Raw genomic sequence first — 25372 nt, 5'->3', positions numbered from 1 at the left:
AGGTCCAGCATGGAAATCCGTCCCATCCTGTCGGCGCTGATGCGCAGCAAAACCGGCGCCATCCTGGTGGCGGTGCAGGTCGCGATCAGCCTGGCCATCCTGGCCAACGCCCTGTATATCGTCAACGTACGCCAGGCCGTCGCCGCGCGGCCCAGCGGCGTGGCCGCTGAAAACGACGTTTTTTACGTCAATATCCAGAACCTCAACCGAGGCAGCCATGAGCGCCAGCTATCCGAGCAAAAGCGCCAGGCGGCACTGCTGCGCGCAATGCCGGGCGTGATGTCGGTGGCGCAAACGTCTCAGGCGGTGCTGTCACGCTCTCCGGTCACATCACCAGCATGTCGGCCAAGCGCAGCCAAGCCTCGGCCAGCGCCGAAGTGTCCACCTATGTCAGTCCCGATTCGCTGATCAGAACGTATGGCTTGCAATTGGTCGAAGGGCGCGATTTTCGGCCCGACGAGGTGCCCGAGATCAACGAAGACGTCGATGAAAGTTCTCCCAAGGTGCTGATACTGACGCGGGCGGCGGCGCAAAAGATCTGGCCCGGCGAGGCCAGCTTTGTCGGCAAGACGCTGTACCAGGGCACCGGCTCGGACGACCCGGAACTGCGCGTGGTAGGCGTCGTCGAGCGGCTGCAGACCCAGGGAGCGCAAACCAAGCCACGCGGCGAATACTCGGCCCTGCTGCCGGCGCGCCTGACGGGCGGGCGCGGCCTGCTGATGTACGCCGTGCGGGCAGAACCTGGCCAGCGTGACCGCCTGATGCAGGAGGCGGAACAGGCCATCCGCACTTCCAGCACGGACCGGCTGCTGGTAACCACCGACACCCTGGAACAGCATCGCAAGGCGCGCTACCGGGCCGACCAGGGCCTGTCCTGGATGCTGATCAGCGTCTCGACCCTGCTGCTGCTGGTGACGGCCAGCGGCATCGTCGGCATTGCCAGCCTGTGGGTGACGCAGCGCAGGAAGCAGATCGGCGTGCGGCGCGCGCTGGGCGCCCGCCGCATCGACATCCTGCGCTATTTTTTGACGGAGAATTTCATGATCACCAGCGTCGGCGTGGCGTGCGGCGTGCTGCTGGCACTGGGCTTGAACCAGCTGCTGGTAAGCCAGCTGGAAATGGCGCGCCTGCCGCCCGCGTATCTGCTGGCCGGTGCGCTCGTGTTCTGGCTGCTGGGCGTGGGCGCCGTGTACGGCCCGGCATGGCGCGCGGCCAGTATTTCGCCCGCCACTGCCACCCGCAGTACCTGAGCCGGCACCTGAGTGATATGCTGCGCGCATGCCTACCGTACTGATTATTGACGACAATGCCGCCGTGGCCATCGCGCTCGACGTGCTGTTCTCCCTGCACGAAATCGACGCCGTGCGCGCCGCCTCGCCCGAGGAAGGCCTGCGCCTGCTCGAGCGCCACGCCATCGACCTGGTGGTGCAGGACATGAACTTCACGGCCGACACCACCTCGGGCGAGGAAGGCGGCGCGCTGTTCCACGCCATCCGCGCGCGCTACCCGGACCTGCCCGTGATCCTGCTGACGGCATGGACCCAGCTCGACGCGGCGGTCGACCTGATCAAGTCCGGCGCGGCCGACTACCTGGCCAAGCCATGGGATGACCGGCGCCTGATCGCTTCCGTGCAGAACCTGCTGGAACTGGGGCAGGCCAACCGCGCGCTGCGCCAGCGCGTGGTGGCAGAACAGCGCCAGCGCCACGTCCTGGAACACGATTTCGACTTGCGCGGCATGGTGTGGCAAGACCCGGCCACGGAACGAGTCGTGCACCTGGCGTGCCAGGTGGCGCGGGCCGACGTGCCCGTGCTCATTTCGGGGCCGAACGGCAGCGGCAAGGAGCGCATCGCCGCCATCGTGCAAGCCAATTCCCAGGTTGCCGGCGGTCCCTTCGTGGTGCTCAATTGCGGCGCCGTTCCCGTGGAGCTGATCGAAGCGGAACTGTTCGGCGCCGAGGCGGGCGCCTACACCGGCATCACCCGTGCGCGCGACGGCAAGTTCGACGCGGCCGATGGCGGCACCTTGTTCCTCGACGAGATCGGCAACCTGCCGCTGGCCGGACAAATGAAACTGCTGCGCGTGCTGGAAACGGGACGCTTCGAGCGCCTCGGTTCGAACCGCGAGCGGCAAGTGAAAGTGCGCGTCATCAGCGCCAGCAACGCCGACCTGCCCGCGATGATCAAGGCCGGCACGTTTCGCGAAGACCTGTTCTACCGCCTGAACGTGATCGAACTGCGCCTGCCGCCGCTGGCCCAGCGCCCGGCCGACATTCTGGTGCTGGCGCGCCACTTCCTGGGCAGCGAAAACACGCTGGACGCCCAGGCCCAGGCTACCTTGCTGGCGCACGGCTGGCCAGGCAATGTGCGCGAACTGAAAAACGTCATGCAGCGCGCCAGCCTGCTGGCGGCAGGTAAGGTGATCCGCGCGGAGGAACTCGGCTTGCCGCTGGCGACGGCGCCGCGCACGCTACAGGATGGCGCCGGCACGGAACCGGACCGCGACAGCGTCACCGCCGCCCTGGCGCGCGCGCAGGGCGTGGTGGCGCAGGCGGCGCAGGAACTGGGGCTGTCGCGCCAGGCACTGTACCGGCGCATGGAGCGCCTGGGCATTGCGCGCGGCTGATGGCCTACCGTCGCATGCGCCTCTCCCTGCTCACGCGCTGGACGGCGCTGATCGTCACCTTGCTGGTGCTGGGCATCGTCATCGCGCTGCTGCTCGCGCATTTTTTGCCAGGCCAGCCGCTGCTGGTGCTGGCGGCTACCCTGCTGTGCGTGCTGCCGGTGGCCGTCATTACCATCCGCGCGCAACTGCAGGCGATGCTGTCGCTGTTTCGCGCCTTGAGCGGCACGGTGGCCAGCTACCAGGACGGCGACTTCGGCTTCAGCCTGCGCTGGCCGCAGAACGATGAACTGGCCGACCTGGTGGCGGCCCACAATGCGCTCGGCGACGTGCTGCGCAAGCAGCGCCTGGACCTGGTACAGCGCGAACTGCTGCTCGACACCATGGTGCAGAACACGCCGGTGGCCATGCTGCTGGTGGCCGAAGGCAGCGCCATCGTCTACGCCAATCTGGCCGCGCGCCAGCTGCTGCACCACGGCCGCCGGCTCGAGGGACACCACCTGGCCGACATCGTGCGCGAGGCTGCACCGGCCCTGGCCGAAGCGCTCGCGCGCCGCAACGACGGTTTGTTTACCAGCGGCGAAGGGGAACAGGAAGAGGTGTATCACCTCGCGCGGCGCAGCTTCAGCCTGAACGGGCGCAAGCACGAGCTGCTGCTGCTGCGCCAGCTGACGCTGGAGCTGCGGCGCCAGGAAGTGCAGACCTGGAAAAAAGTCATCCGCGTCATCAGCCATGAGCTCAACAACTCGCTGGCGCCACTGGCCTCGCTGGCCCATTCCGGCGCCGAGCTGGTGCGCCGCGGCCAGACGGAACGCCTGCCGCAAATCCTCGCCACCATCGAAGAGCGCACGCGCCATCTGGAAACTTTCATCCTCGGCTATGCGCGCTTTGCCAAGCTGCCCGCGCCGCGCCTGGCGCCATGCGAATGGCAGCCCTTCCTCGCCAGCCTGGCCTCGCAAGCGGCCTTCACGCTCGACGGCCCGCCGCCCGCGCAGGCGGCCGTGTTCGATGCGGCGCAAATGCAGCAGGCGCTGCTGAACCTGCTCAAGAATGCGCTGGAATCAGGCTCTCGGGAAGAACATATCGGCCTGCACCTCAGCCAGGCACAAGGGCAGTTGCGCATCGAAGTGCGCGACCGAGGTCCGGGCATGAGCGGCGCCGTGCTGGAAAACGCGCTGGTGCCGTTTTATTCCACCAAGCGCAGCGGCACGGGACTGGGCCTGGCCCTGGCGCGCGAAATCGCCGAAGCGCATGGCGGACGCATCACGCTGGCCAACCGCGAGGGTGGCGGCCTGGCGGTGACACTGATTCTTCCCTTGCTGGACAGAAATTAGTTACTGGCGCAACGATTTTTCCATCACATACTGCGCAATTATTTTTCGGTATTATATTGATAATTAGAGTTTTTAATATTGCAACATCGCGAGCACCATGCCCGTGTGTTAGAAATAAGCTATTTAAGTTTGCACAATGATATAAAAATAGCTCATTGACAATGAAATATCCTGGCGATAATTTATCTGAGCGGTACGGTTTTTTTGAAACATTAATCGTTTTTTCGCGGGGATAAACATGAAACTGAAATCACTCATCGCAGTAGCACTCTTGAGCGCGGCTTCCATCGGCGTAGCGCAGGCAACAGCGTACAACGTGGACCTGACCAACACCACCGGCAACCTGTGGACGGGCGGCTTCAACGCCACGCCCAATCCGCTCGGCGACTTTACCGACACCTTCACCTTCACACCCGATGCGACTTTCGGCTCGACCGCGCAAGCCTTCCTGGCCAACCTGTCGGTCACGGGCAGCGACGCTTCCGCCATCAACTTCAGCGGAGCCAACCTGAACGGCATCGCCCTGACGGGCTTTGGCGGCCCCACCGTCTTTGGCTATGCCCAGGGCGAAATACTGGCACAAACCAGTCTGCTGTTCAACGGTCCCATGGTTCTCACTGTCATGGGCAGCAGCAATGGCGGCAGCTATGGCGGCACCTTCAACCTGAACCTGGCCCCGGTTCCCGAACCGGAAACGTATGGCATGCTGCTGGCTGGCCTGGGCGTACTGGGCTTCCTGGCGCGACGCCGCAAGCAATCTTGAGCTCCCCTCCCAAAAGACGCTGCGGCGTCTTTTTTTCAGCTGGCTGCTAAACTGCCGCCATGACGACCGACTTTACCTCCACCAGCCACACCGCTTTCAGCCACCCTGGACACCCGCCAGCCACCACCACCGAGCACCGCGGCATCCGCTACCTGCACCTGGGTACCAAGTGGGTGCAAGGCGCCATGCGCCTGGATAAACCCGATGCCATCGAACTCGAATACGTGCAGATGATGATGATGTGGATGCTGTTCAAGACGCAGCCAAAACGCATCGTGCAACTGGGCCTGGGCAGTGCCGCGCTGACCAAATTCAGCTACCGCCGCTTTCCCGACGCCACGGTCACGGCCATCGAACTCAATCCAAACGTGATCGCCATCTGCGGCGCCCAGTTTGCACTGCCGCCGAACGACGCGCGCCTGGACGTGCGCGAAATGAATGCGCTCGACTTCGTGCTCGACCCCGCCAACCACGGCACGGTCGATGCGCTGCAAGTGGATCTGTACGACGAGGATGCGCGCGGCCCCGTGCTCGACACGCCCGAGTTCTACCAGGCTTGCTATGACTGCCTGACGGACGACGGCATCATGTGCACGAATGTCTTCGGCGACTTCCCCAACTACGACAAGAACTTGCAGGCGATGGAACTGGTGTTCGACGCCGTCGTCTGGGTGCCGGAAATGGAAGATGAAAACATCGTCGTGCTGGCCTTCAAAAAATCGCCATCGCTCGACTTCAGCGATTTATATGAACGCGCCGCTACCATCAAGAAACAGTTCAACCTGCCCGCCAAGAACTGGGTCAACGGCTTGAAGCAGTGGATGCAGGACCAACATTAAACCCCATCAGGCGCGGCGCCCGTGCGATCTCATTCAGGAACCTCTTCCCATCTTCCTTCGGCGCGATAAAATCCCAGCTTCCTGTCGCCCTTGAAGCGCGCGGCCGTCATCAGGCCAGCGAGCTGGCTGGAAATCAACAGGTCGCCCGATTGCGCATCCCTGGCGATCTGCCTGGGCGCCATTGCATCGTCGCGGAAAAACCTGCTCGTGAAGTAGATGATGTTGCCCTTGTCATCCTTTTCCGCGACTGAACGCTCGAGGTCCACCACCGCCTGTATATGTTGCGTCGCATTCACGATGTAAAACGGCTGCTCCACCGCTTCACCGCCCGCCATGATGCAGGCGGGGGCGAGCAATTGCATGTCCTGGCCGGCGGCGCCGGCGAGGAACTCAGCCAGGCGGGCCGAGACCAGCGGCACCTCGCCGGGCAGCCACAGACAGTCATATTTCAATAGCCGCTCCCTGGGACAGACAAAATGCACGGGTGGCTTGTCCATGCCGGGCGGGAAAGGCGCCCCCTGTAGCAGGTTCAGGTAGTCGAAGTTCGAGCCAGCCGTCTCATACGACCCACGTTCCTTGTCGTAGGAACCGGTGAGTTTGTCATTGTAATAAATCGGGGCTTTCCAGCTCAGTATCATGGGCAGTCCTCTTCCGCGGCTTGGCAAAAGCCTATTGTGCCAACTTCGCCTGTCCAGCCGCGCCAGCTTGCGCAAGCACTGCGCCCAGGCGGCGCGCCAGGCCATCCATGTTCTCGGCCGGCACCTGCGCATAACCGAGCAGAAAACCGTTCCAGCCCGCCCCGTCCCCCGTGCCGTGCGCCGACAGCGCCAGCGCCACGATGCCGTCCTGCGCGGCGCGGCGGCTCAGTGCCAGGTCATCCCATGCGCTATCGTGAAAACGCAGCGCCAGGTGCATGCCGGCCGTGCCGCCATGGATGGCCGCGCCCGCGCACGCATGGCGCTGCAGGGCCTCGCTCAAGGCGTCGCGGCGCTGCCGATACAGCCTGCGCATGCGGCGCACGTGGCGCGCAAACAGGCCGCTGCGCAGGAACTCGGCCAGCGCCAGCTGTTCGGCCACGCGCCCCCGTGCGGCGCCCTGTGCCTGCATCTGCGCGAAGGCCCTGGCCAGCGCCGCCGGCACGACGATAAAGGCCAGGCGCAAAGCGGGAAACATGGTCTTGCTGAAGGTGCCCAGATACACGACGGGCGCGTCGGCCACCAGTCCCTGCATGGCAGCCAGGGGCGGCCCGCCATGGCGAAATTCGCTGTCGTAATCGTCTTCGATGATCAGGGCACCCGCCGCGCGCGCGTGTTCAAGCAGCGCCATGCGGCGCGCGGGACTGAGCACGCTGCCCGTCGGATACTGGTGCGACGGCGTGGTATAGATCAGGCGCGGCGGCGTATCGCGCCAGTCTTGATCCGTCGGCGCGATGCCTTCCATGTCGACGGCGATGCCCGTCACCTGCAAGCCGGCGCCACGGCCCGCCGCCAGCGCGCCGCCATAGCCGGGATGCTCGATCCACAAGGTATCGCCCTGGTCGGCAAAGGCGCGCAGGCAGACATCGAGACTGCTTTGCGTGCCGTCCGTGATGAACACCTGGCCCGCCTCGCAGACGACACCGCGCGCGGCGCGCAAATGATCGGCGATGGCCATGCGCAGCTGCGGCTCGCCGGCAGGGTCGCCATAATTGAGCTGGCGCGGCGTCAGCGCGCGCCACGCGCGGTCCAGCATGCGCCGCCACTGCGCCAGCGGAAATTCATCGAGCGCCGGCACGCCGGGCGCGAACGCCCCCATGGCGTCAGCGGGAAACACCAGCGCCGCATTCACATCCTGCCCCCCCACCCCGCGCAAATGCCGGGCGCGGCGCGACAGGCCATCCTCGTTACCTTCGGTCGGCGGCGCCAACGCCGCACCAGCGCTGCCAGCGACGACGGTGCCGCGCCGGTCCGGCAAAACAAACCCTTCGCTGGCCAGCTGCTCGTAGGCGTACAACACGGTATTGCGCGCCACGCCCAGTTCGGCCGCCAGTACGCGCGTGGCGGCCAGCCGCGTGCCGGGCGCCAGCTGGCCGCCGCGGATCGCCGCGCGCAGGCATTCATGCAACAGGCGCTGGCGCGGCCAGCCCCGCTCGCGGTGCGTGCGCTCGAACGCGCCCAACAGCAAGGCAAAATCCATGCGCCTCCTTTGTGGCTCCAAATTATTCATCAGGTCTGGATCTTTTTTCAGGGCCAGATGCCGATTATAGTGCGGCCTGCTTCTTCAACCAACCGGACTTCCGCCATGACCGCTACCGCCCTGCCTCCCAGCCCCCGTACCCGCGTGCGCCGCGTCGCCGAACTGGCCAGCTACGAGCAAGCCACCGTGCACGCCATCCTCGATGCCGCCTACCTGTGCCATATCGCCTTCCACGACGACAAGGGCAGCCATTGCATCCCGACCGCCTGCTGGCGCATTGACGGCCACCTGTACATCCATGGCTCGAACGGCAGCCGCATGCTCAAGCGCCTGCAGGATAGCGACGTCTGCGTGACGGTGACCCATCTCGACGCTCTGGTGCTGGCGCGCTCCGCCTTCAACCACACGATGAACTACCGCTCGGCGATGATCTATGGGCAGTTCAAGAAAGTAAGCGATATCGGCCAGCAGCATGCGGCCATGGATGCGCTGATGGAAAAGCTGGCGCCGGGACGCCTGGCGCACGTGCGCGGCGGCAGCGCCAAGGAATACGCGGCCACCACAGTGCTGCGCATCGCGCTCGAGGAATGCGCCGTCAAGCAGCGCAAAGGGGGCCCGCTGGACGACGCTGGCGACATGGCGCATGCCGTCTGGACGGGCGAACTGCCGTTTACGCACGGCCGTGGCGCGGCCATCGCCGATGCGCTCAACACCAGCGACCTGCCCGCGTATGCCGCCGCCTGGAGCACGGAATCCGCTTGACCGTCCGGCGTGCTTGCCCGATGATCGGCATTGATGGCGATCGCCACCAATTCACCAACCGATCCAATCACGCATGGAGCATATGATGATGAAGCGAGTATCCCTGGCCGCGGCCCTGACGGCCATGCTGGCCTGCGGCGGCAGCGGCGCGGCGCTGGCAGCCAACACGGGCGATGCGGCCCTGAAGGCGGCCATTGCCGGCAGTGCGCGCACGCCGGCCAACGTCACGCGCGATGGCGCCCGCCACCCGTATGAAACGCTGACGTTCTTCGGCATCAAGCCGAGCATGACGGTGGTGGAACTGGCGCCGGGCGGCGGCTGGTACACGGAGATCCTCGCGCCCTACCTGCGCGAGCATGGCAAGCTGATCGCGGCCGGCAACGACCCGCAGTCCGCCAGCGAAGGCGCACGCCGTGGCGCGGCGCGCTTCCAGCAAAAACTCGACGCCAACCCGGCCGCTTTCGGCAAGGTGCAAATCGGCGCCTTCGCCCCGCCCACCACCTACCGCATCGCGCCCAAGGGCACGGCCGACATGGTGCTTACCTTCCGCAATATCCACAACTGGATACCGATCGGCGACGAAGGCATGCAAATCCTGTTCAAGCAAGTGTATGACAGCCTGAAACCGGGCGGCGTGTTCGGCGTCGTCGAGCACCGCCTGCCCGCCAGCAAGGTGCAGGATGCCACGGCCAGCAGCGGCTACATGCACGAAGCGTACGTGATCAAGCTGGCCGAAGGCGCAGGCTTCAAGCTGGCGGCCAAATCGGAGATCAACGCCAATCCGAAGGACAAGGCCGACCACCAGGGCGGCGTCTGGGCCCTGCCGCCCACCTACGCCAACAAGGATGTGGAGCGCGACAAGTACACGGCCATCGGCGAGAGCGACCGCATGACCTTGAAGTTCGTCAAGCCATAGTGAGAGTGTCGGGTTACGCGCTGCGCGCTAACCCGACCTACCGCTTTATTTCGTTGCTTCCTTCGGCTTCACCGGCACCAGGCTCAAGTCCTGAAAATCGTAGCTGAAGTCCGTCTCGGCCGACACGGGCACCATTTTTACCCTGTCGATGCTGCCATCGGGATTGAGCGAAAACGTCACGTAGGCGTCGGCATTGAAGTTGCGCTCTTTCCAGCGCACGATGAAGGTGTCGTGCTGCCAGTGTTCCAGCTCGCCCGTCAGGTCCGGCGTGCGCGTAAAACTGAGGATATGTTTTTTCCCTTCCGGCTTGATCACGACCTTGCCGTACCAGGCGTCTTCATACTCGCCGTCATACGCCGCCAGCGGCAGCGACGGCTGCGATTTCGCCGCGCGCGCGCTCGACGCCTTGCCCTGCTTTTTCACTTCTTCCGCATGCTGGTCCTGCTCCACCTTGGCCACCAGCGCCAGCCAGTCCGACGGCGCCACCTGCAGGTAATGGTCGAGGATGCGCCATTGCAGCGCCGTCATCGAACCGCCATTTTCCGCATTGGTGAGGATGGCCACGCCCAGTTTCGCTTCCGGCACCATCACCACGCGCGAATAAAATCCCTGCAGCGCGCCGCCGTGCATGGCGACCTTCATGCCCTTGTAGTCGCGCAGCTGGAAGCCCAGGCCATATGCGCTGAAGTTCGGTTTCGTCGCGGCCAGCGCCGGCTTCGGCTCGGCAATCTTGATCGGCGTCTGCGCCGTCCACATCTCGCGGCCCTGCTTTTCACTGAACAGGCGCGCTTCCTTGCCATCCTTGCCCTGCACGCCGGCGATCTTGCCGCCATCGAGCAGCACCATCATCCACTTGGCGATGTCTTCCGCATTCGTGTTGATGCCGACGGCGCCCACGGCGTTCGGCACGGGCATCGACTTGACGGCGGCGATCTTGCCGTCGATCTTGCTGTGCGCACTGGCGACGTCGGGCTTGCCCGCATTCTCGGCCAGGCTGGTGGTGGTGCCCGTCATGCCCAGCGGTGCCAGGATGCGTTCGTGCATGGCCTCGCCCCAGCTTTTCCCCGCCTTATCGGCGATGATCTTGCCGGCCACGATGTACAGCAGGTTATCGTAGGCATAGCTGTTGCGAAAACTCGTGGCCGGACGGATGTAGCGCAGCTTCTCGATGATCTCGTCGGTGCTGAACGTGGTGGTGGGCCACCACAGCAAGTCGCCGGCGCCCAGCCCCAGGCCGCTGCGGTGCGTCAGCAAATCGCGGATGGTCATGGCGCCCGTCACGTAGGAATCGTGCATCTGGAAGCCGGGCAGGTGCTTCGTAACCGGATCGTCCCAGGCCAGCTTGCCCTCGTCGACCAGCATGGCCAGCGCGGCGGCCGTAAAACCCTTCGAATTCGATGCCACTTCGAACAGGGTCTGCGCATCGACGGCGGCCGGTTCGCCCAGCTTGCGCACGCCAAAGCCCCTGGCGGTGACGACCTTGCCATCCTTGACGATGGCAATCGCCATGCCGGGCACGTCGAACACTTTCAGGGCGGTGGCCACGTCGCGCTCAAGATCGAAGGCCGGCGCGGGCGCGGGCGCTGCTGCGACGACGGCTACTGCATCGGCTGCCAGCGCTGGCACGGCGATGCTGGAAAACGCCAGCACGATGGCGGCGGCGAGACGGTTCAGGGTATGCATGGTCAGGATATCCAGAGAAGGTTCAATGCGCTTGCGCGGCCATCAATTTATCGACGCTTTCCTGCGTCACCGGGTGGTAGCGTTCGCGCGCCTGCGCATACACGTCCTTGGCCCAGGCATGGCCTTGCGGCGTCTTCATCAAGGCGCTGTACAGCGGCACGACGAACTTCTGGCGGCCCACGCTCAGCAGGAATGCCTGCAAGGGCTGGCGCACGTCGTAGCCGGCGTTCACGGAGGCCAGGTAGAAGCGGTAGGCCACTTCATTGTTGCCGCTCTTGCCCACGCCATACGCCTGGTCCAGCTCTCGCAATTGCGCCGCGCTGGCCTTGTTGTTGATGTCGTTCAGGAAATGCATCGACTCGATGGCGATCCACTTGTCCATGCCCAGGTCCTTGGTCGCCAGCTCGCCTTTGAGCCAGGCGTCGCGGTGCTGGTCGAGCAGCGCCAGGCGCGGCGAGACGACGCGCTGCGCGCTGGCCGGCACGCCCGTGCCATACAGCCATTCATCGAGTTCCGCTGGCGGCATCACGTCCGGATGCTGCGCCAGCAGGTTCTTGCGCAGGTAGGCGATGAACTGCTCCGTCGTCACGCTCTGGAACGCGTGCTGGTCGAACCAGCCGCGCAGGAAAGGATCGAACACGGCGCGGCCGGCACGGCGCTCCATGGTGGCCAGAAACCAGGCGCCTTTCGGGTAGATGATGCCGTCGTCCGTATACGTTTCCGCCGGATTGGCGTCCGCATCGCGCGTGATCAGCGCCGTTTTCGCCGCCGGCAGTTCCTTGATCGAGGCGGCCAGTTCTTCCTGGTCGACCTGCACGCCCATCTGCGCCACTTCGCTGCCATACAACTGCTCGACGATGCGCGTGGTGACATAGGTGGTGAAACCTTCGTTGAGCCACATGTGCTTCCACGAGGCGTTGGTGACCAGGTTGCCCGACCACGAGTGGGCCAGTTCATGCGCGATCAGGTCGACCAGGCTGCGGTCGCCCGCGATCATGGTCGGCGTGAGGAAGGTCAGGCGCGGGTTTTCCATGCCGCCGTAGGGGAACGATGGCGGCAGCACGATCATGTCGTAGCGTCCCCATCCATACGGGCCATACAGCGCCTCGGCTGCCTGAATCATCTTTTCCGTATCGGCCAGCTCATATTCGGCCGCCTTGATACGCGGTGGCTCGGCATACACGGCGGAGCGGGGACCGAGCTTGCGCACTTCCAGTTCGCCGATGGCAATGGCCAGCAGGTACGATGGAATCGGCTGCGGCATCCTGAATTTCCAGCCGCCCTTGCCCGTCGCCTTCTCGTCATTCTCGGCGCTCATCACGACGCGCATGCCCGCTGGCGCATCGATGCGCGCGCTGTAGGTAAAACGCACGGCCGGCGTATCCTGCGACGGCACCCACGAGCGGGCGTTAATGCTTTGCGACTGGCTGAACATGAAAGGCAGCTTGCCCGACATGGTTTGCTGCGGCGTGAGCCACTGCAGCGCGATGGCGTTTGGTGCCGTGTGATAGTAGACGCGCACCTTGCCCGGCTGGCCCGTGGTGGTGATACGCAGCGCCTGACCCTTTTCCGGATCGGCCTTGTCCAGCTGATACGGCGCCATCTGCCATGCGCCGCGCTTGTCCTGCACCTGCACTTTCGCGATCGACAGATCGCGCGTATCGAGCACCAGGGTGCGTGCCGCCGGGTCGATCCAGTTCAAGGACAGCTCGGCATAGCCGGAAAGGGTCTTTTGCTTGAAATCGGCTTTCAGGTCCAGCTGCAGGTCGCGCGTGCGCACCTGGTCGTAGCGCGCATAGCTGAGGGGATCGGCGTGCGCGGCCAGGGTCACCTGGCAAAGTAGCGCACAGCCCAGCGCGCGCAGGAAGGTCAAAGTTTGCATGGTCGTCTTTTGAATGATTTGCGAAAGCCCCGGTCCGTGTGCGCCGGGGCGTCGCGCAGAATAGCACTTCCGGCGCAGGCCGGCAGAAAAAAGCGCCGGGCGGGCCGGCGCTGTTTACCTATTTCGTATCTGGCCGGACTTCGGCCTTGGCCTCGGGCGCCTTCAGCGGCGTATTCAAATCCTTCATCAGGTTGTTCTTGTCGCGGTCCAGCTTGAACAGTTCCAGGCGCGACGGCGTGATTTTTCTCGGCCAGGCGTTGTTGCTGGTGTCGATGTCGGCCGTCTCCCAGTACGGGTCCTGCACCAGCCCCACCATCGGCTCGTCCGTGATGATCACCTTGCTGATCTTGTGCGGCGCGTAGCGCCACACTTCGGCCGGCACCCGTTCGATGATCTTCTTGCCGCTTTTCAGTTCGATTTCCAGGATCAGCGGCATCACCAGGCCGCCGAGATTCGAAAAATCAACCAGGTACAGATGCTTGCCCATGTTGCGCTGCTCCAGCAGTTTTCGCTCCCATGGTTCCAGCGTTTCCTGCTCTTCCGCATAGCTGTTGCGGTCCTTGTTGGTGACCGTGAATTCATCGTGACGGTTATAGAAATCCTTCAGCGCCGGATCGATGTCGACCTTCTTCGGCAGCGCCTTGTTGCGCTGGTCCGAGATCGAGATGGGCTGCGCCGCCTTCTGCGCCTTCTTCCACGCCTTTTCCGTTTCCGGATTCTTCGTGCTCACGCCATATTCGCTGATGCCGTCGATGCTGATGTCGACCGCATCGGTGGTATAGAACCAGCCGCGCCAGAACCAGTCCAGGTCCGTGCCGGAAGCGTCTTCCATGGTGCGGAAAAAATCGGCCGGCGTCGGGCGCTTGAACTTCCAGCGCAAGGCGTACTGCTTGAAGGCGAAGTCGAACAGTTCGCGCCCGAGGATGGTTTCGCGCAGGATGTTGAGGGCCGTGGCCGGCTTATCGTAGGCGTTCGCCGTGAACTGCAGCAGGGACTCGGAATTGGTCATGATGGGCACCTGATTCTGGCTGCGCATGTAGTCGACGATCTTGCGCGGCTCGCCATTCCAGGACGGGAAATGCTCTTCCCACGCCTGCTCGGCCAGGTACTGCAGGAAGGAGTTGAGACCCTCGTCCATCCACGTCCACTGGCGCTCGTCCGAGTTGACGATCATGGGGAAATAATTGTGGCCCACTTCATGGATGATCACGCCGATCAGGTCATATTTGGCCGTCTTCGAATACGTAAGTTCCCCCGTCTTCTTGTCCTTCACGGGACGCCCGCCATTGAACGCAATCATCGGATACTCCATGCCGCCCACGGCGCCGTTGACGGAAATCGCATTCGGATACGGATAGTCGAAACTGTACTTGTTGTACTGCTCGATCGCGTGCACGACGGCGCGCGTGCTGTACTGCTGCCACAGCGGATTGCCCTCGTTCGGATAGTAGGACATGGCCATCACGCGCTTGCCGCCGCTGTCCAGTCCCTGCGCATCCCAGATGAACTTGCGGCTCGAGGCCCACGCCACGTCGCGCACATTGGCCGCCTTGAAGTGCCAGGTTTTCATCCCCGTTGGCTTGCCTTTTTCCGCCGCCAGCGCCTCGGCGGGCGTGACCACCAGCAGCGGCGCAGCGCTGGTTTTTGCCCGCGCCAGGCGTTCGCGCTGCGCCGTGCTCAACACGGCCGCAGGATTCTGCAGCTCACCCGTGGCGGCCACCACGTGGTCGCCCGGCACCGTCAGGTACAGCTCGTAGTCGCCAAACTCCAAGGTGAATTCGCCGGAGCCGAGGAACTGCTTGTGCTGCCAGCCAACGGCGTCGTAATACGCAGCCATGCGGGGGAACCACTGCGCGATCTGAAAAATCGTGTTCTTGTCGTCTTCAAAATACTCATAGCCGGAGCGCTCGACGAGCACCTTCTGGTCATTGATCCGATACGACCAGTCGATATTGAACGTGATGCTCTGGCCGGGCGCCAGCGCCACCGGCAAATCGATGCGCAGCATGGTCTGGTTGACGACATGCGGCAGCGGCTTGCCGCTGGCCGCTTTCACGGCGGTGAGCTGGAAGCCTCCGTCAAATTCGCGCCCAGCATGGAGGGCGCGCAAGTCTTCGAATTTCAGCGCTTCGTCTTCGTTGCCGCTCAGCCAGGCCTGGCGCGACGGCGCGCTCAGAACGCGGCGCTGGTCGGCATCCTGGCGCAAGCCATTCTGGTCCAGCTGCAGCCACAGATACGCGAGGCTGTCGGGCGAGCGGTTGTGATAGGTGATCTGTTCGCTGGCCGTGATGGCGCGCCGGGCCTCATCGAGCGTGGCGCGGATCACGTAATCGGCACGCTGCTGCTGCAGTAGTAGCGTGCCCGGGGGCGCGCCGGACGCCGTGCGGTAGCTGTTCGGCGTGGGCAGCAATTCTTCCAGCTGGCGGAACTTGTCGTCGAAGGGCGCGGCGGCGCACAGGCCGGGCAAGGGAGCAAACAAGGTCAGGCACAAGGCAAGCAAGCGGACAAGGACCGGCATGGCGCATTCCATCTGGGAGTCGTGGACAGACTGCATTCTAAGTCGAGTCTGTTTGCAAATCGCTCATTGTTGTGGAAGTCCCACACACCAGCCAGTGCCATGCCCCGGCGGCACTGGCGCCGGCACGGGCATTGGCGTATGATGCGCCTCGAACATTGGGGAGTAGTCGTCCCGCGGTCCTGCCGCGGGAACCTGTATCAACATAATTGGCCCGCAGGCCATGGTGCAGGTGGTTGCAGAACTTGACGAGACCATTGATCCAGGGCGGCCGCATGGGCCGGAGTCGCCCGTGGATCATTGGTTAATTCGTCCGGCCCGCGTACCTCTTGCAATCTCATGGAAGCATTCCTCATCTCCACCGGCATCGTCGGTCTCGCTGAAATCGGCGACAAAACCCAACTCCTGGCCTTTCTGCTGGCCGCCAAATTCCGCAAACCGTTACCCATCGTGCTGGCCATTTTCGTCGCCACCGTCGCCAACCACGCGTTTGCCGCCGCCGTCGGCGCCTGGATCACCGGCATGCTGGGCCCGGACGTGCTGCGCTGGGTGCTGGGCGTCTCCTTTTTGGCCATGGCCGCCTGGACCCTGATTCCCGACAAGCTCGATGAAGACGAGACGAAGCTGGCCAGGTATGGCGTCTTCCTGACCACCCTGATCGCCTTCTTCATGGCGGAAATGGGCGACAAGACGCAGGTGGCGACCGTGGCGCTGGCAGCGCGCTACCACGACATCGTTTCCGTCGTGCTGGGCACCACCTTCGGCATGATGCTGGCCAACGTGCCGGCCGTCTACCTGGGCGACAGGATCGCCAACCGCGTCCCGCTGCGCCTGGTGCATGGCATCGCCGCCTTGATCTTTGCCGTACTGGGCGTGGCCACCCTGCTGGGGGCGGGCGCGGCTCTGGGCTTCTGAGGCAACCTCAAATAATTTCTCATTTACAATGTTAATGTTCATAATTACAATGTCGGCGACATGAACACTGGCGCGCTGATCCCGAACGGCCAGCGCGCTTTTTTGAGGAATGTATGCATTTGAACGGAAAGATGGCGGCGCTGTGCCTGGCCGCCTGTACCTGCCTGCTCCCCGCCGCCACGGCGTCACCCATGAACCACCATGCGGCAACGCAATCTGCGCCCGAAGTACGCACACGCGACCTGTTGCTGCTGGGCGCCGGCCTGATCCTGCTGCTCGGACGGCGCCGTCCCGAACACGACACGTGGCAAGACTAGACCAGCAATAGCACCACATACTCGCGGCCCTCGTCGCGCAGGGCGATGCTGTTGCCTTCCTGCGCCACGCCATCGAGCGACAGTCCTCCCGGCCGCCCTTGCGCCTGTTCCACCGTGATGGCATAGCTGCTGGCGCCGAAACGGTAATGCAGCTTGAACGTGCGCCATTCGGCCGGCATGGCCGGCGCCAGACGCAGCACGTTCGCTTCCCGCGTCAGACCGAGCAGGGATTCGACGATCAGCCGGTACAGCCAGCCCGACGACCCCGTGTACCAGCTCCAGCCACCGCGCCCCACGTGTGGCGCCACGGCATACACGTCGGCCGTCACCACGTACGGTTCCACCTTGTAGCGCGCCACCGCCTGCGCGTCGACGCCATGGCGCACGGGATTGATCATGCGCAGCAGCTCCCACGCCTTGTCGCCATCGCCCATGCGGGCGAACGCCATCGCCGTCCAGATGGCCGCATGCGTGTACTGCCCGCCGTTCTCGCGCACGCCCGGCACGTAGCCACGGATATAGCCGGGATTGAGGTCGGACTTGTCGAACGGCGGATCGAGCAGCTGGATCACCCCGGAGTCGCGGCGCACGAGGCGCGCATCGACCTGGCGCATGGCGCCGGCGACCCGCTCCTTGCTGGCGGCGCCCGACAGCACGCCCCAGCTTTGCGAAATGGAATCGATCTGGCATTCCTCGTTCGTGTGCGATCCCAATGGCGTGCCGTCGTCGAAATACGCGCGCCGGTACCACTCGCCATCCCACGCGTGTTCCTCGACATTGGCCGCCAGTTTCACGGCTTCGTCACGGCAGAACTGGGCGAAAGCCGCGTCGCCGCGCAGCACGGCCACTTCGACGAAGCGCTGCAGCACTTCGTACAGGAAGAAGGCCAGCCACACGCTCTCGCCCTTGCCATGCTCGCCCACCTTGTCCATGCCGTCATTCCAGTCGCAGGAACCGATCAGCGGCAAACCGTGCACGCCCAGGCGCAGGCCATGGCGGATGGCGCGCACGCAATGCTCGTACAGGTCGGCCGACTCGCCCGAGCGCACAGGCAGGTCGTAATACGAATCCTCTTCCGGCTTGACGGCGCGGCCCTCGATGAAGGGGCCACTTCCGACAGCACGTTGACGTCGCCCGTGGCGATCACGTAGCGGCAGGCGGCCAGCGGCAGCCACAGGTAATCGTCGGAGCAATGCGTGCGCACGCCCCGGTCCGACGGCGGATGCCACCAGTGCTGCACGTCGCCTTCGACAAACTGGTGCGCGGCGCACAGCAGCAAGTGGCCACGCAGCAGCTGCGGCGCCGTGTGGATCATGGCCATCGCGTCTTGCAGCTGGTCGCGGAAACCGTAGGCGCCGCCCGACTGGTAATAGCCGCTGCGCGCCCACAAACGGCAGGCGATGGTCTGGTACATCAGCCAGCCATTGGCGATCACGTCCAGCGACGGGTCGGGTGTTTCGATGCGCACGGCCCCCAGGGTGCTTTCCCAGTGCGCGCGCACCGCGTCGAGCGCACTGCGGGCCGCATCCTTGCCCGCATGGCGCTGTACCATGGTGCTGGCGTCGGCATTGCGGCGCCCGCCCACGCCGAGCAGGAAGACGATTTCGCGCTCCTGCCCCGGCTGCAGCTCGAACGGCACCTGGATCGCCGCGCACGGATCGAGTCCCGTGCCCGCCTTGCCGGACAGGCGCACGCGGCGCAACGCAGCCGGCTGCGCCAGGCTGCCGTTGCGGCCGATGAATTCATTGCGGTCGCAGGTGATGGAACGGATGCTGGCGTCCGTATTGAAAAAGCCGACGCGGCCGGAAAACTCCGTGTTGTAGTTATTGCGCGCAAACAGGGCGCCACTGATCGTATCGACTTCGGTGGCCACGTGCATGCCGGACTTGGCGTGCAGGTCGGCCATCACCCATTCCACGTAACCGGTGACGGACAGGCGGCGCGGCACGCCGCTGTCGTTGCGCACCTTGATCACCGAGTATTTGACGGCCGCATCGAGCGCCACATAAGTGCACAATTCCGTGGCGATGCCGCCCTCGCTGTGTTCAAAAATGCTGTAGCCGAAACCGTGGCGCGTCACGTAGTCGCCGCTGCCGCGCGCGGGCAGGGACGAAGGCGACCAGAACTGGCCGGTCTGCTCGTCGCGCACATAGAACGCTTCGCCCGACAGGTCGGACACGGGGTCGTTCTGCCATGGCGTGAGGCGGAATTCATGCGCATTCTCGCTCCACGTATATGCCTGGCCAGCTTCCGATACCACCGTGCCGAATTGTGCATTGGCCAGCACGTTCGACCACGGCGCCGGCGTCTGCCTGCCTTCTGCCGTGGTAATCACGTATTCGCGCCCATCGGGCGTGAAACCGCCGAGGCCATTTTCCAGGATCAGCTCGCGCTGCGGCGCCCTGTGCGGCACGCCGCCATGCTCGCGCGCCGGGTCCTGCAGCAGCGGCGGCATGCGCAGCACGGGGCTCTGAGGACGCTTGACCTGTTCGGCCAGGGTGCCGCGCAAGTCGCTGATGATGGCGCGCGCCACCGATTGCAGCAAGATGCGGTCTTCATTGGCGATCTGCTCGGCCAGGCGCACGAAGATGCCGCCCGGGCGGTCGATTGCCTGCGCGTCGATGCCCGAGGCGATCAAGCCCATGATCTGGTCGTGCAGCAGTTGGCGGTAGCCCGACTGCTCTTCGTACCAGATCACCAGGTCGACCACCAACCCTTTCAGGCGCCAGTAGGCATGCGCCTGCACCATCTGGCGCGCCAGTTCGATATTGGCCACATCGCGTATCTGCAGCAGCACGATGGGCAGGTCGCCCGAGATGGCATACGCCCACAGGCCCGACTGGCCGCGCTGGTTCTTGATCAGGATGCTGGCTTCGGCGCGCAGGGACGCATTCGGATAAATCACGGCATTGGCCAGGCGCGCATACAACTGCGCATCGGCTTCGCTGGCGTTCAACTGGCGCAGCACCACCTGGCTGTGCGTCCAGGCCAGTTCGAAGACGCGGTCGGCCAGATGGCGGTCCTGGTATTTATCGATCAGGTGCAGGGCCGCCTCGCGCTGCTCCACCATGCCGGTCACGCTGTCGATGGTGACGGCCTGGTCGGGTTCGAGCGTGATGACGTAGCGGATGGCCACGATGGGGTCGAGCACGGAACCGTGCCCGCCACCGAGCGGACCGTCTTCCTGCAGCGCCTGCGGCAGCTGCGCCGTGTTGCCACGGCCGATGAAGCGCGCGCGGTCCGTCTCGAACGATACGGCATACTGGTCGATATCGTGCACCGTCATCACATGCAGCAGCCACGGCATCTGCTCATCTTTTGAGCGGGGCCGGCGCGTGCATAAAATCGCATTTTCAGGCGCGAGGATTTCCGTCTGCACGAACAGCTTGCTGAACGCGGGATGGGCCGCGTCGGCGGCCGCCGGCGCCATCACCACTTCGGCAAAACTGGTGATCTCGATACGCCGCTGGCGGTTCGAATTATTGCTGATGCGGGTGCGCCGGATTTCGATGTCGTCCTCGGGCGAGACGACGATTTCCGTGTACAGGTCGAGGCCATGGTCGGCGCGGCGGAACTCGGCCCGGCCTTCCGAAAAGATCACTTCATATTTCTTCGGTTCGGCCAGGGTCGGCTGGTATGTGGTGGACCAGACTTCACCGTCGTCGAGGTCGCGCAGGTAGCAGAAATTGCCCCAGTTATCGCGCGTGCTGTCCTCGCGCCAGCGCGTCACGGACAGGTCTTTCCAGCGGCTGTAGCTGCCACCCGCATTGCTCACCATGACGTGGTAGCGGCCATTCGACAGCAGCTGCGTTTCGGGTACGGCACTGTTGGCCTGCGTGAGGATGCGCATCGGCATGGCCTGCTCGGGCGCGCCGCTGCGCAGCACCGCCAGTTCGGCCGTGTTCGAGTAAAACGCACCGGCCTGCGGCGTGCGTTCCTGCAGCACCAGCAAGGCCGATTGCAGCAGCGGATCGGACTCGAAGCGGCGCTGCATCGGGCGGTCATGCAGCAGGTAGCTGAGAGCCAGAAAGCCCATGCCCTGATGGTGCACCATGAACGAGCGGATAACGGCGCTGCTCTGCCCGCGCGGCAAACGCGCCGTGGTGAATCGACGGCTTCGAAAAAACCGTAGCGGCCCATGTAGCCGGCCGCCTGCATGCGCTGCAGGTTCTGGCACGACGCTTCCGGCTGCACCATCAGCCCCATCATGCTGGCATACGGCGCCACCACCAGGTCGTCGGCCAGGCCGCGCTTCAAGCCCAGGCCCGGCACGCCGAAGGCGCGGTACTGGTAGTTCAGGCTGGCGTCGACGGTGTTGTAGCCGGATTCGGAAATCCCCCACGGCACGTCGCGCTGGCGGCCATAGTCGATCTGCGCCTCGATGACGGAGTGGTAGGTCTGGTCGAGCAGGGTATTCGGGTAGTTCGGCATCACCAGCAGCGGCATCAGGTACTCGAACATGGAACCGCTCCACGACAGCAGCACGGGCTGTCCCGCCACCATACACAGCTGGCGGCCCAGGGCGAACCAGTGCTCCTGCGGCAACTGCCCCTGGGCGATGGCGATGAAGCTGGCCAGGCGCACTTCGGAAGCGAGCAAATCGTAGTAGCTGGGATCCAGGCGCCGTTCGCTGACGTTGTAGCCGATGGCCAGCAGTTTGGTCGAAGGGTTGTACAGGAAGCCGTATTCGATCTGCGCGAAGTCGCGCGCCTGGCCCGCCGCGTGGGCGATGTCGCGCATGTGGCGGCCCGCCTGTTCGCGTCCCTGCACCAGCAAGGCGGCCAGCTCGCCAGGCAGGCCTTGCGGCGCTTCCAGGTTGGCCAGCTCACGCAGGGTCGGCACGCGCAGCCATGCCGCATCGATGCCGGCCTGCGCCGCCCACGGCGCCAGCTGCAGCAACTCGGCCAGCGCCGCGCGGCACTGGCGCGCCAGCGCGCCCGCCCACATGGACAGCTCGCCTTCCTCGCTTTGCAGGGTCAGCGACAGCAGCGCATCGGCCGCTCCATTCGCGGCGGCGAGATAAGCATGCCATTCAGCCAGGTTGGCCGGTGCCGCCTGCGCCTGCAGCAGGCTCATGCTCTCGCGCATGGCCTTGCCCTCGCCTTCGGCGGCAATGAACTCCTGCAGCACCTGCGCCGTCGTGCGGATGCCTTGCACCACCTGCGCGCCGATGATCGGGGCGTCATACAGTTCCACCAGTCCCGGCTGCAAGGTCAGCAGATGGCCGGCCAGGTTGCCGCTGTCGACCGTCGAGATGTACATCGGCTGCAGCGCCTTGAGCGTTTGCGTGTCGTACCAGTTATAGAAGTGGCCCTGAAACCGTTCCAGCTCGCCCATGCTGTGCAGGGTGGCGCGACTGCGCTCGATCAGCTGGCCCAGGGTCACATACCCGAAATCGTAGGCCGTCAGGTTAGCCAGCAACGCCAGGCCGATATTCGTCGGCGAGGTGCGGTGCGCCACCACCAGGTTCGGGTGCTCCTGCATGTTATCGGGCGGCAGCCAGTGGTCGTCCGGCCCGACGAAGGTATCGAAATACGCCCAGGTCTTGCGCGCCACACCATGCAAAAAACGCCCCTGTTCGGCAGACAGGCGCGCCACGGCCCGCTCGATGGGGCGGCTGATCCACCAGGCGATGGCGGGGGCTGCCAGCCACAGCAGCAACACCACGGCGGCGGCAGGCAAGGCTGTCGGACGCCAGGCCAGCAAGGCGGCAAAGGCGGCCAGCGCCAGCGCGGGCGAGCACCACATGGCGCGCCAGCTGTCGGCTTGACTACCGGAAGAACTGTGCAGGTTCGACGCGCGCCAGTCGAGCAAGTGCTTGTGCGATACGCCCAGTCGCCACAGCGTGCGCGCGATGGCGTCCATGCTGATCCACGCCTCGTAGGGCAGGAAGACGAGGGTCAGCATGGCATGCGAGAACTGCACGCTGCAGCGCCGCTCGAACGCGGCCAGATGCTGGCGCCACAGGGTGTCGCGCGGTTTGCGCAGCAGGTCGTACAAGGCCGAAAACACGGGCGGCAGGAAGATGATGGCCAGCACGGCCGCGCTCCAGAACGCCACGTGCGGCAGGAAGCCCCATACCAGCAGCAGCGACAGGGTGGTGGCCGGTCACGACGCTGCGGCGCAGGTTGTCGAACAGCTTCCAGCGCGACAGCATCGACAGGGGATTGCGTTCGCGCTTGCCGGCGCGGCCCGGCACACGGCCCAGCAGCCAGCCGATCAGCTGCCAGTCGCCGCGGATCCAGCGCTGGCGGCGGCTGACGTCGGCGTCGTAGCGGGCCGGGTATTCCTCGTACAGCTGCGAGTCGCTGAGCAAACCGGCGCGCAGGTAGCAGCCTTCGAGCAGGTCGTGGCTGAGGATTTTATTGTCGGGCAAGCGCTGGCCCAGCACGCGCTCGAACATGTCGAGGTCATAGATGCCCTTGCCGATGAACGAGCCTTCATAAAACACGTCCTGGTACAGGTCGGAGACGGTGCGCGTGTACGGGTCGATGCCCGGCTCGCCGCCGCACAGCAGCTCGTAGCGCGAGGCGTTCGCGCTGGGCAGCGCCACGGCCACGCGCGGCTGCAAAATGCCGTAGCCGGCCACCACGCGCGTGCCGGCCGCGTCCAGCACGGGACGGTTCAAGGGGTGCATCATGGTGGCGATGAATTCGCGCGCCGCGTCGCGCGGCAGCTGCGTATCGGTGTCGAGCGTGATCACGTATTTGATCGTGCGCAGGCCACGCAAATCGCCTTCCACCAGCGAGAATCTGTCGCGCGCGCCGCCGCGCAGGAAGGCGTGCAGGTCGGACAATTTGCCGCGCTTGCGCTCCTGCCCCATCCACGCATTCTGTTGCGAATTCCACAGGCGCGGACGGTGCAGCAGCAGGAACGGCCCCGCATGGCCCAGCTCTTCCGGGTCGGCCGGGTCGCCGTTGTCCTTGAATTCGGCGCCTTCCACGCGGTATTTCTCATTCAAGCCACGGATGGTCTCCTGCGCCTGGCGCAGCAGGGCCTCGTCGCCGGGCATCGTTTGCGCATCGGCGTCGACAAAATCCGTCAGCAGGCAAAAACGCAGGTTCGGATCGCGGTTGGCGAGATAACGCACTTCGAGCGCCTCGCATAGGGTCGCCACGTTTTCCGGGCTGTAGATCAGCGTCGGCACCACGACGATGCCGCGCGCATCGGACGGAATGCCGGACTGGTAATCCATGCGCGGCAGCGGATGCGGCGACGTCATCAGGGTTGCCAGCCAGTTCACCACGGCGACGGCCAGTTGGCTGCTACCCAGCAGCGCCAGCGCGCCCAGCGCCGCCAGGGGCCAGCCCTGCAGGCCATGGCGCACGGCGCGCTCGAGCAGCAAGGCGCTCGTCGCCAGGGTCAGGAACGAGATCGCGCCCAGATAGACGGCCAGCGGCGCGGCGCGCGCCGTATGCTGCAGCGCCTCGATGAAGGGCAGCTTCGCACCGGCCTGCTTTTCCAGCACCAGCACGCCGCGCCCGACCAAATAAAAGCCGATATGGCCGCGGCGCGCGTCATTGCCGTTGCCGTGCGTGTGCGCCAGCTGCACCACCATCTCGGCCACGTCCACTTCGCTGCGCGCGCTGCGCCTGGCGATGCGTTCGATGGCGTGGCGGTAGCTGTCGCGCGTGGCGAAATCCATCAAGCCATAGGTGCCGGCAGGGTCCAGGCGCAGGGTTTGCTCGACCACGCTCATGGTCTCGACGAATTCCTGCCAATCCATGGTGCCGAGAAAACGCAGGCTGCCGATGCTGTTGGCGATCGATACCTGGTCGGCCGCCTGTTGCCCGATCTCGGACTGGATCTGCTGCTCGATGGTGAGGCCCGACTCGGCCAGCTTGTGCGTCAGCCACGACAGCGCCAGGGTCAGCGAAGAACTCTGTCCCTGCAGGCGGCGCGACAATTCGGCCACGAAGGCGCTGGTCATCGGCGGATTCGAGCGCGCCATGTCGGCCACCAGCAGGATCAAGCCGCTGGGATTGCGCTCGGCGATGTCCGTCATCTGGTCGGCCCAGGTATTGGCCAGGTCGCGCTGCATGCGGTCGTCGGCCACGCGCACGGCGACGCGGCGCAGGTTTTCGATCAGGGCCAAGCGCAGCATGATGATGGGCACGGCCCACAATTCGCCCAGGGTCAAGGTGGCCACGTCCTGGTAAGCCTCGATGAAATGGCACAGGTTTTCCAGGTCGACCCTGCCATCGCCGTGCGAGATGATTTCCAGCGCGATCTTGTACACGCGCGGACAACCCGCGTCCACGCCGGAACTCAACCGTGGCAATTCCTTGCTGTAGTTCTTCGGCAGGTGGCGCCGCGTGGTGCGGATTTGCTCTTCGATCAGGTAAAAATTATCCAGCAGCCATTCCGAGGCGGGCGTAACCTGCCGTCCGCTTTTCACCGTGGCCGTTAACTCGTTGACGGTGGCCGTGATCAGGGCCGCATTGTCGGCCAGGCGCGCCAACAGGCGGTCGCGGCCATGGTGCTTGCCCACCGCATGGCCAGCGGCCACGTGCTTGCCGTGGGCGGCCATCTGCATGGCGCTGAACAACTCGGAACGCAGGGGCAAGGCATCGTCGCGCGCGGCGTCAAACGTATCTTGTGCCAGGGAATGATCGCGGAAGATTTCCTTGAATTTGGAAACCTGTTCCT

General features: G+C 64.7%; 15 protein-coding genes, 1 pseudogene and 1 riboswitch. Of the genes and pseudogenes, 10 read left to right on the top strand and 6 right to left on the bottom strand.

The genetic code is table 11. The features are described 5' to 3' along the window. Window positions 1-9: 9 nt before the first annotated feature. The 6 genes from ACQVLG_RS09690 to ACQVLG_RS09665 all read left to right on the top strand — a co-directional run bounded on the left by ACQVLG_RS09690 (window position 10) and on the right by ACQVLG_RS09665 (window position 5558). The gene (locus ACQVLG_RS09690) at window positions 10-408 is read left to right on the top strand and encodes a hypothetical protein (protein WP_474294229.1); all 399 of its coding nucleotides are present in this window, start codon (window positions 10-12) and stop codon (window positions 406-408) included. Continuing rightward, entirely contained in the window at window positions 339-1250 is a 912-nt protein-coding gene (locus ACQVLG_RS09685) for an ABC transporter permease (RefSeq protein WP_474294227.1), read from the top strand. The genes ACQVLG_RS09690 and ACQVLG_RS09685 overlap by 70 nt, the downstream gene beginning before the upstream one ends. Before the next feature lie 28 nt (window positions 1251-1278). Continuing rightward, window positions 1279-2625, top strand: a complete 1347-nt coding sequence (locus tag ACQVLG_RS09680; protein WP_474294225.1) for a sigma-54-dependent transcriptional regulator — start codon at window positions 1279-1281, stop codon at window positions 2623-2625. Window positions 2626-2639: 14 nt separating this feature from the next. Next, window positions 2640-3956, top strand: a complete 1317-nt coding sequence (locus ACQVLG_RS09675; RefSeq protein WP_474294223.1) for a sensor histidine kinase — start codon at window positions 2640-2642, stop codon at window positions 3954-3956. A gap of 238 nt (window positions 3957-4194) precedes the next feature. After that, the gene (locus ACQVLG_RS09670) at window positions 4195-4719 is read left to right on the top strand and encodes an FxDxF family PEP-CTERM protein (protein WP_230542331.1); all 525 of its coding nucleotides are present in this window, start codon (window positions 4195-4197) and stop codon (window positions 4717-4719) included. A 59-nt stretch (window positions 4720-4778) separates the two neighbouring features. Beyond that, a complete protein-coding gene (locus ACQVLG_RS09665; RefSeq protein WP_230542332.1) occupies window positions 4779-5558 on the top strand; it encodes a spermine/spermidine synthase domain-containing protein in 780 nt (259 codons plus the stop codon). 29 nt (window positions 5559-5587) lie between these two features. Here the strand turns inward: ACQVLG_RS09665 and ACQVLG_RS09660 are convergent, their stop codons facing one another. Together ACQVLG_RS09660 and pdxR are read right to left on the bottom strand one after the other, a co-directional pair. Then, window positions 5588-6196 carry a hypothetical protein gene (locus ACQVLG_RS09660; protein ID WP_474294220.1) on the bottom strand — a complete coding sequence of 203 codons (609 nt, stop codon included), beginning with the start codon at window positions 6194-6196 and terminating at the stop codon, window positions 5588-5590. A 31-nt stretch (window positions 6197-6227) separates the two neighbouring features. Next, window positions 6228-7733, bottom strand: coding sequence for a MocR-like pyridoxine biosynthesis transcription factor PdxR (gene pdxR, locus ACQVLG_RS09655; RefSeq protein WP_474294218.1), 1506 nt, complete (start codon window positions 7731-7733; stop codon window positions 6228-6230). Window positions 7734-7838: 105 nt separating this feature from the next. On the opposite strand from pdxR, the gene ACQVLG_RS09650 reads away from it, so the two are divergent. Together ACQVLG_RS09650 and ACQVLG_RS09645 are read left to right on the top strand one after the other, a co-directional pair. After that, complete coding sequence (locus ACQVLG_RS09650) at window positions 7839-8495, top strand: pyridoxamine 5'-phosphate oxidase family protein (protein WP_230542335.1); 657 nt, start codon at window positions 7839-7841, stop codon at window positions 8493-8495. A gap of 88 nt (window positions 8496-8583) precedes the next feature. Further along, window positions 8584-9411: a class I SAM-dependent methyltransferase gene (locus ACQVLG_RS09645; RefSeq protein WP_474294215.1), complete on the top strand. Its 828-nt coding sequence runs from the start codon at window positions 8584-8586 to the stop codon at window positions 9409-9411. 45 nt (window positions 9412-9456) lie between these two features. On the opposite strand, the gene ACQVLG_RS09640 is transcribed toward ACQVLG_RS09645, so the two are convergent. The 3 genes from ACQVLG_RS09640 to ACQVLG_RS09630 all read right to left on the bottom strand — a co-directional run bounded on the left by ACQVLG_RS09640 (window position 9457) and on the right by ACQVLG_RS09630 (window position 15494). Continuing rightward, complete coding sequence (locus ACQVLG_RS09640) at window positions 9457-11094, bottom strand: serine hydrolase (RefSeq protein ID WP_474294213.1); 1638 nt, start codon at window positions 11092-11094, stop codon at window positions 9457-9459. 22 nt (window positions 11095-11116) lie between these two features. Next, window positions 11117-12976, bottom strand: a complete 1860-nt coding sequence (locus ACQVLG_RS09635) for a M1 family metallopeptidase (RefSeq protein WP_474294211.1) — start codon at window positions 12974-12976, stop codon at window positions 11117-11119. Between the two features lie 118 nt (window positions 12977-13094). Next, window positions 13095-15494: a M1 family metallopeptidase gene (locus tag ACQVLG_RS09630; RefSeq protein WP_474294209.1), complete on the bottom strand. Its 2400-nt coding sequence runs from the start codon at window positions 15492-15494 to the stop codon at window positions 13095-13097. Window positions 15495-15639: 145 nt separating this feature from the next. Continuing rightward, window positions 15640-15809: riboswitch (yybP-ykoY riboswitch) on the top strand. Window positions 15810-15830: 21 nt separating this feature from the next. On the opposite strand from ACQVLG_RS09630, the gene ACQVLG_RS09625 reads away from it, so the two are divergent. Next, the gene (locus tag ACQVLG_RS09625) at window positions 15831-16406 is read left to right on the top strand and encodes a TMEM165/GDT1 family protein (RefSeq protein WP_474294207.1); all 576 of its coding nucleotides are present in this window, start codon (window positions 15831-15833) and stop codon (window positions 16404-16406) included. Window positions 16407-16519: 113 nt separating this feature from the next. After that, a complete protein-coding gene (locus ACQVLG_RS09620; protein ID WP_230542343.1) occupies window positions 16520-16723 on the top strand; it encodes a hypothetical protein in 204 nt (67 codons plus the stop codon). On the opposite strand, the pseudogene ACQVLG_RS09615 reads toward ACQVLG_RS09620, so the two are convergent. Next, window positions 16720-25346, bottom strand: a pseudogene (locus tag ACQVLG_RS09615) (glycoside hydrolase family 94 protein). The gene ACQVLG_RS09620 and the pseudogene ACQVLG_RS09615 sit on opposite strands and share 4 nt — an antisense overlap. Between the last annotated feature and the right edge of the window lie 26 nt (window positions 25347-25372).

Source organism: Janthinobacterium sp. TPC_1, assembly GCF_056037845.1.
The sequence above is the reverse complement of the archived record's forward strand: the minus strand, read 5'-3'. Positions and strand labels throughout refer to the sequence as shown.

Coding starts and splice junctions, on each gene's coding strand:
- ACQVLG_RS09690 (WP_474294229.1), top strand. CDS start 10: ATGGAAATCCGTCCCATCCTGTCGGCGCTGATGCGCAGCAAAACCGGC.
- ACQVLG_RS09685 (WP_474294227.1), top strand. CDS start 339: ATGTCGGCCAAGCGCAGCCAAGCCTCGGCCAGCGCCGAAGTGTCCACC.
- ACQVLG_RS09680 (WP_474294225.1), top strand. CDS start 1,279: ATGCCTACCGTACTGATTATTGACGACAATGCCGCCGTGGCCATCGCG.
- ACQVLG_RS09675 (WP_474294223.1), top strand. CDS start 2,640: ATGCGCCTCTCCCTGCTCACGCGCTGGACGGCGCTGATCGTCACCTTG.
- ACQVLG_RS09670 (WP_230542331.1), top strand. CDS start 4,195: ATGAAACTGAAATCACTCATCGCAGTAGCACTCTTGAGCGCGGCTTCC.
- ACQVLG_RS09665 (WP_230542332.1), top strand. CDS start 4,779: ATGACGACCGACTTTACCTCCACCAGCCACACCGCTTTCAGCCACCCT.
- ACQVLG_RS09660 (WP_474294220.1), bottom strand. CDS start 6,196: ATGATACTGAGCTGGAAAGCCCCGATTTATTACAATGACAAACTCACC.
- pdxR (WP_474294218.1), bottom strand. CDS start 7,733: ATGGATTTTGCCTTGCTGTTGGGCGCGTTCGAGCGCACGCACCGCGAG.
- ACQVLG_RS09650 (WP_230542335.1), top strand. CDS start 7,839: ATGACCGCTACCGCCCTGCCTCCCAGCCCCCGTACCCGCGTGCGCCGC.
- ACQVLG_RS09645 (WP_474294215.1), top strand. CDS start 8,584: ATGAAGCGAGTATCCCTGGCCGCGGCCCTGACGGCCATGCTGGCCTGC.
- ACQVLG_RS09640 (WP_474294213.1), bottom strand. CDS start 11,094: ATGCATACCCTGAACCGTCTCGCCGCCGCCATCGTGCTGGCGTTTTCC.
- ACQVLG_RS09635 (WP_474294211.1), bottom strand. CDS start 12,976: ATGCAAACTTTGACCTTCCTGCGCGCGCTGGGCTGTGCGCTACTTTGC.
- ACQVLG_RS09630 (WP_474294209.1), bottom strand. CDS start 15,494: ATGCCGGTCCTTGTCCGCTTGCTTGCCTTGTGCCTGACCTTGTTTGCT.
- ACQVLG_RS09625 (WP_474294207.1), top strand. CDS start 15,831: ATGGAAGCATTCCTCATCTCCACCGGCATCGTCGGTCTCGCTGAAATC.
- ACQVLG_RS09620 (WP_230542343.1), top strand. CDS start 16,520: ATGCATTTGAACGGAAAGATGGCGGCGCTGTGCCTGGCCGCCTGTACC.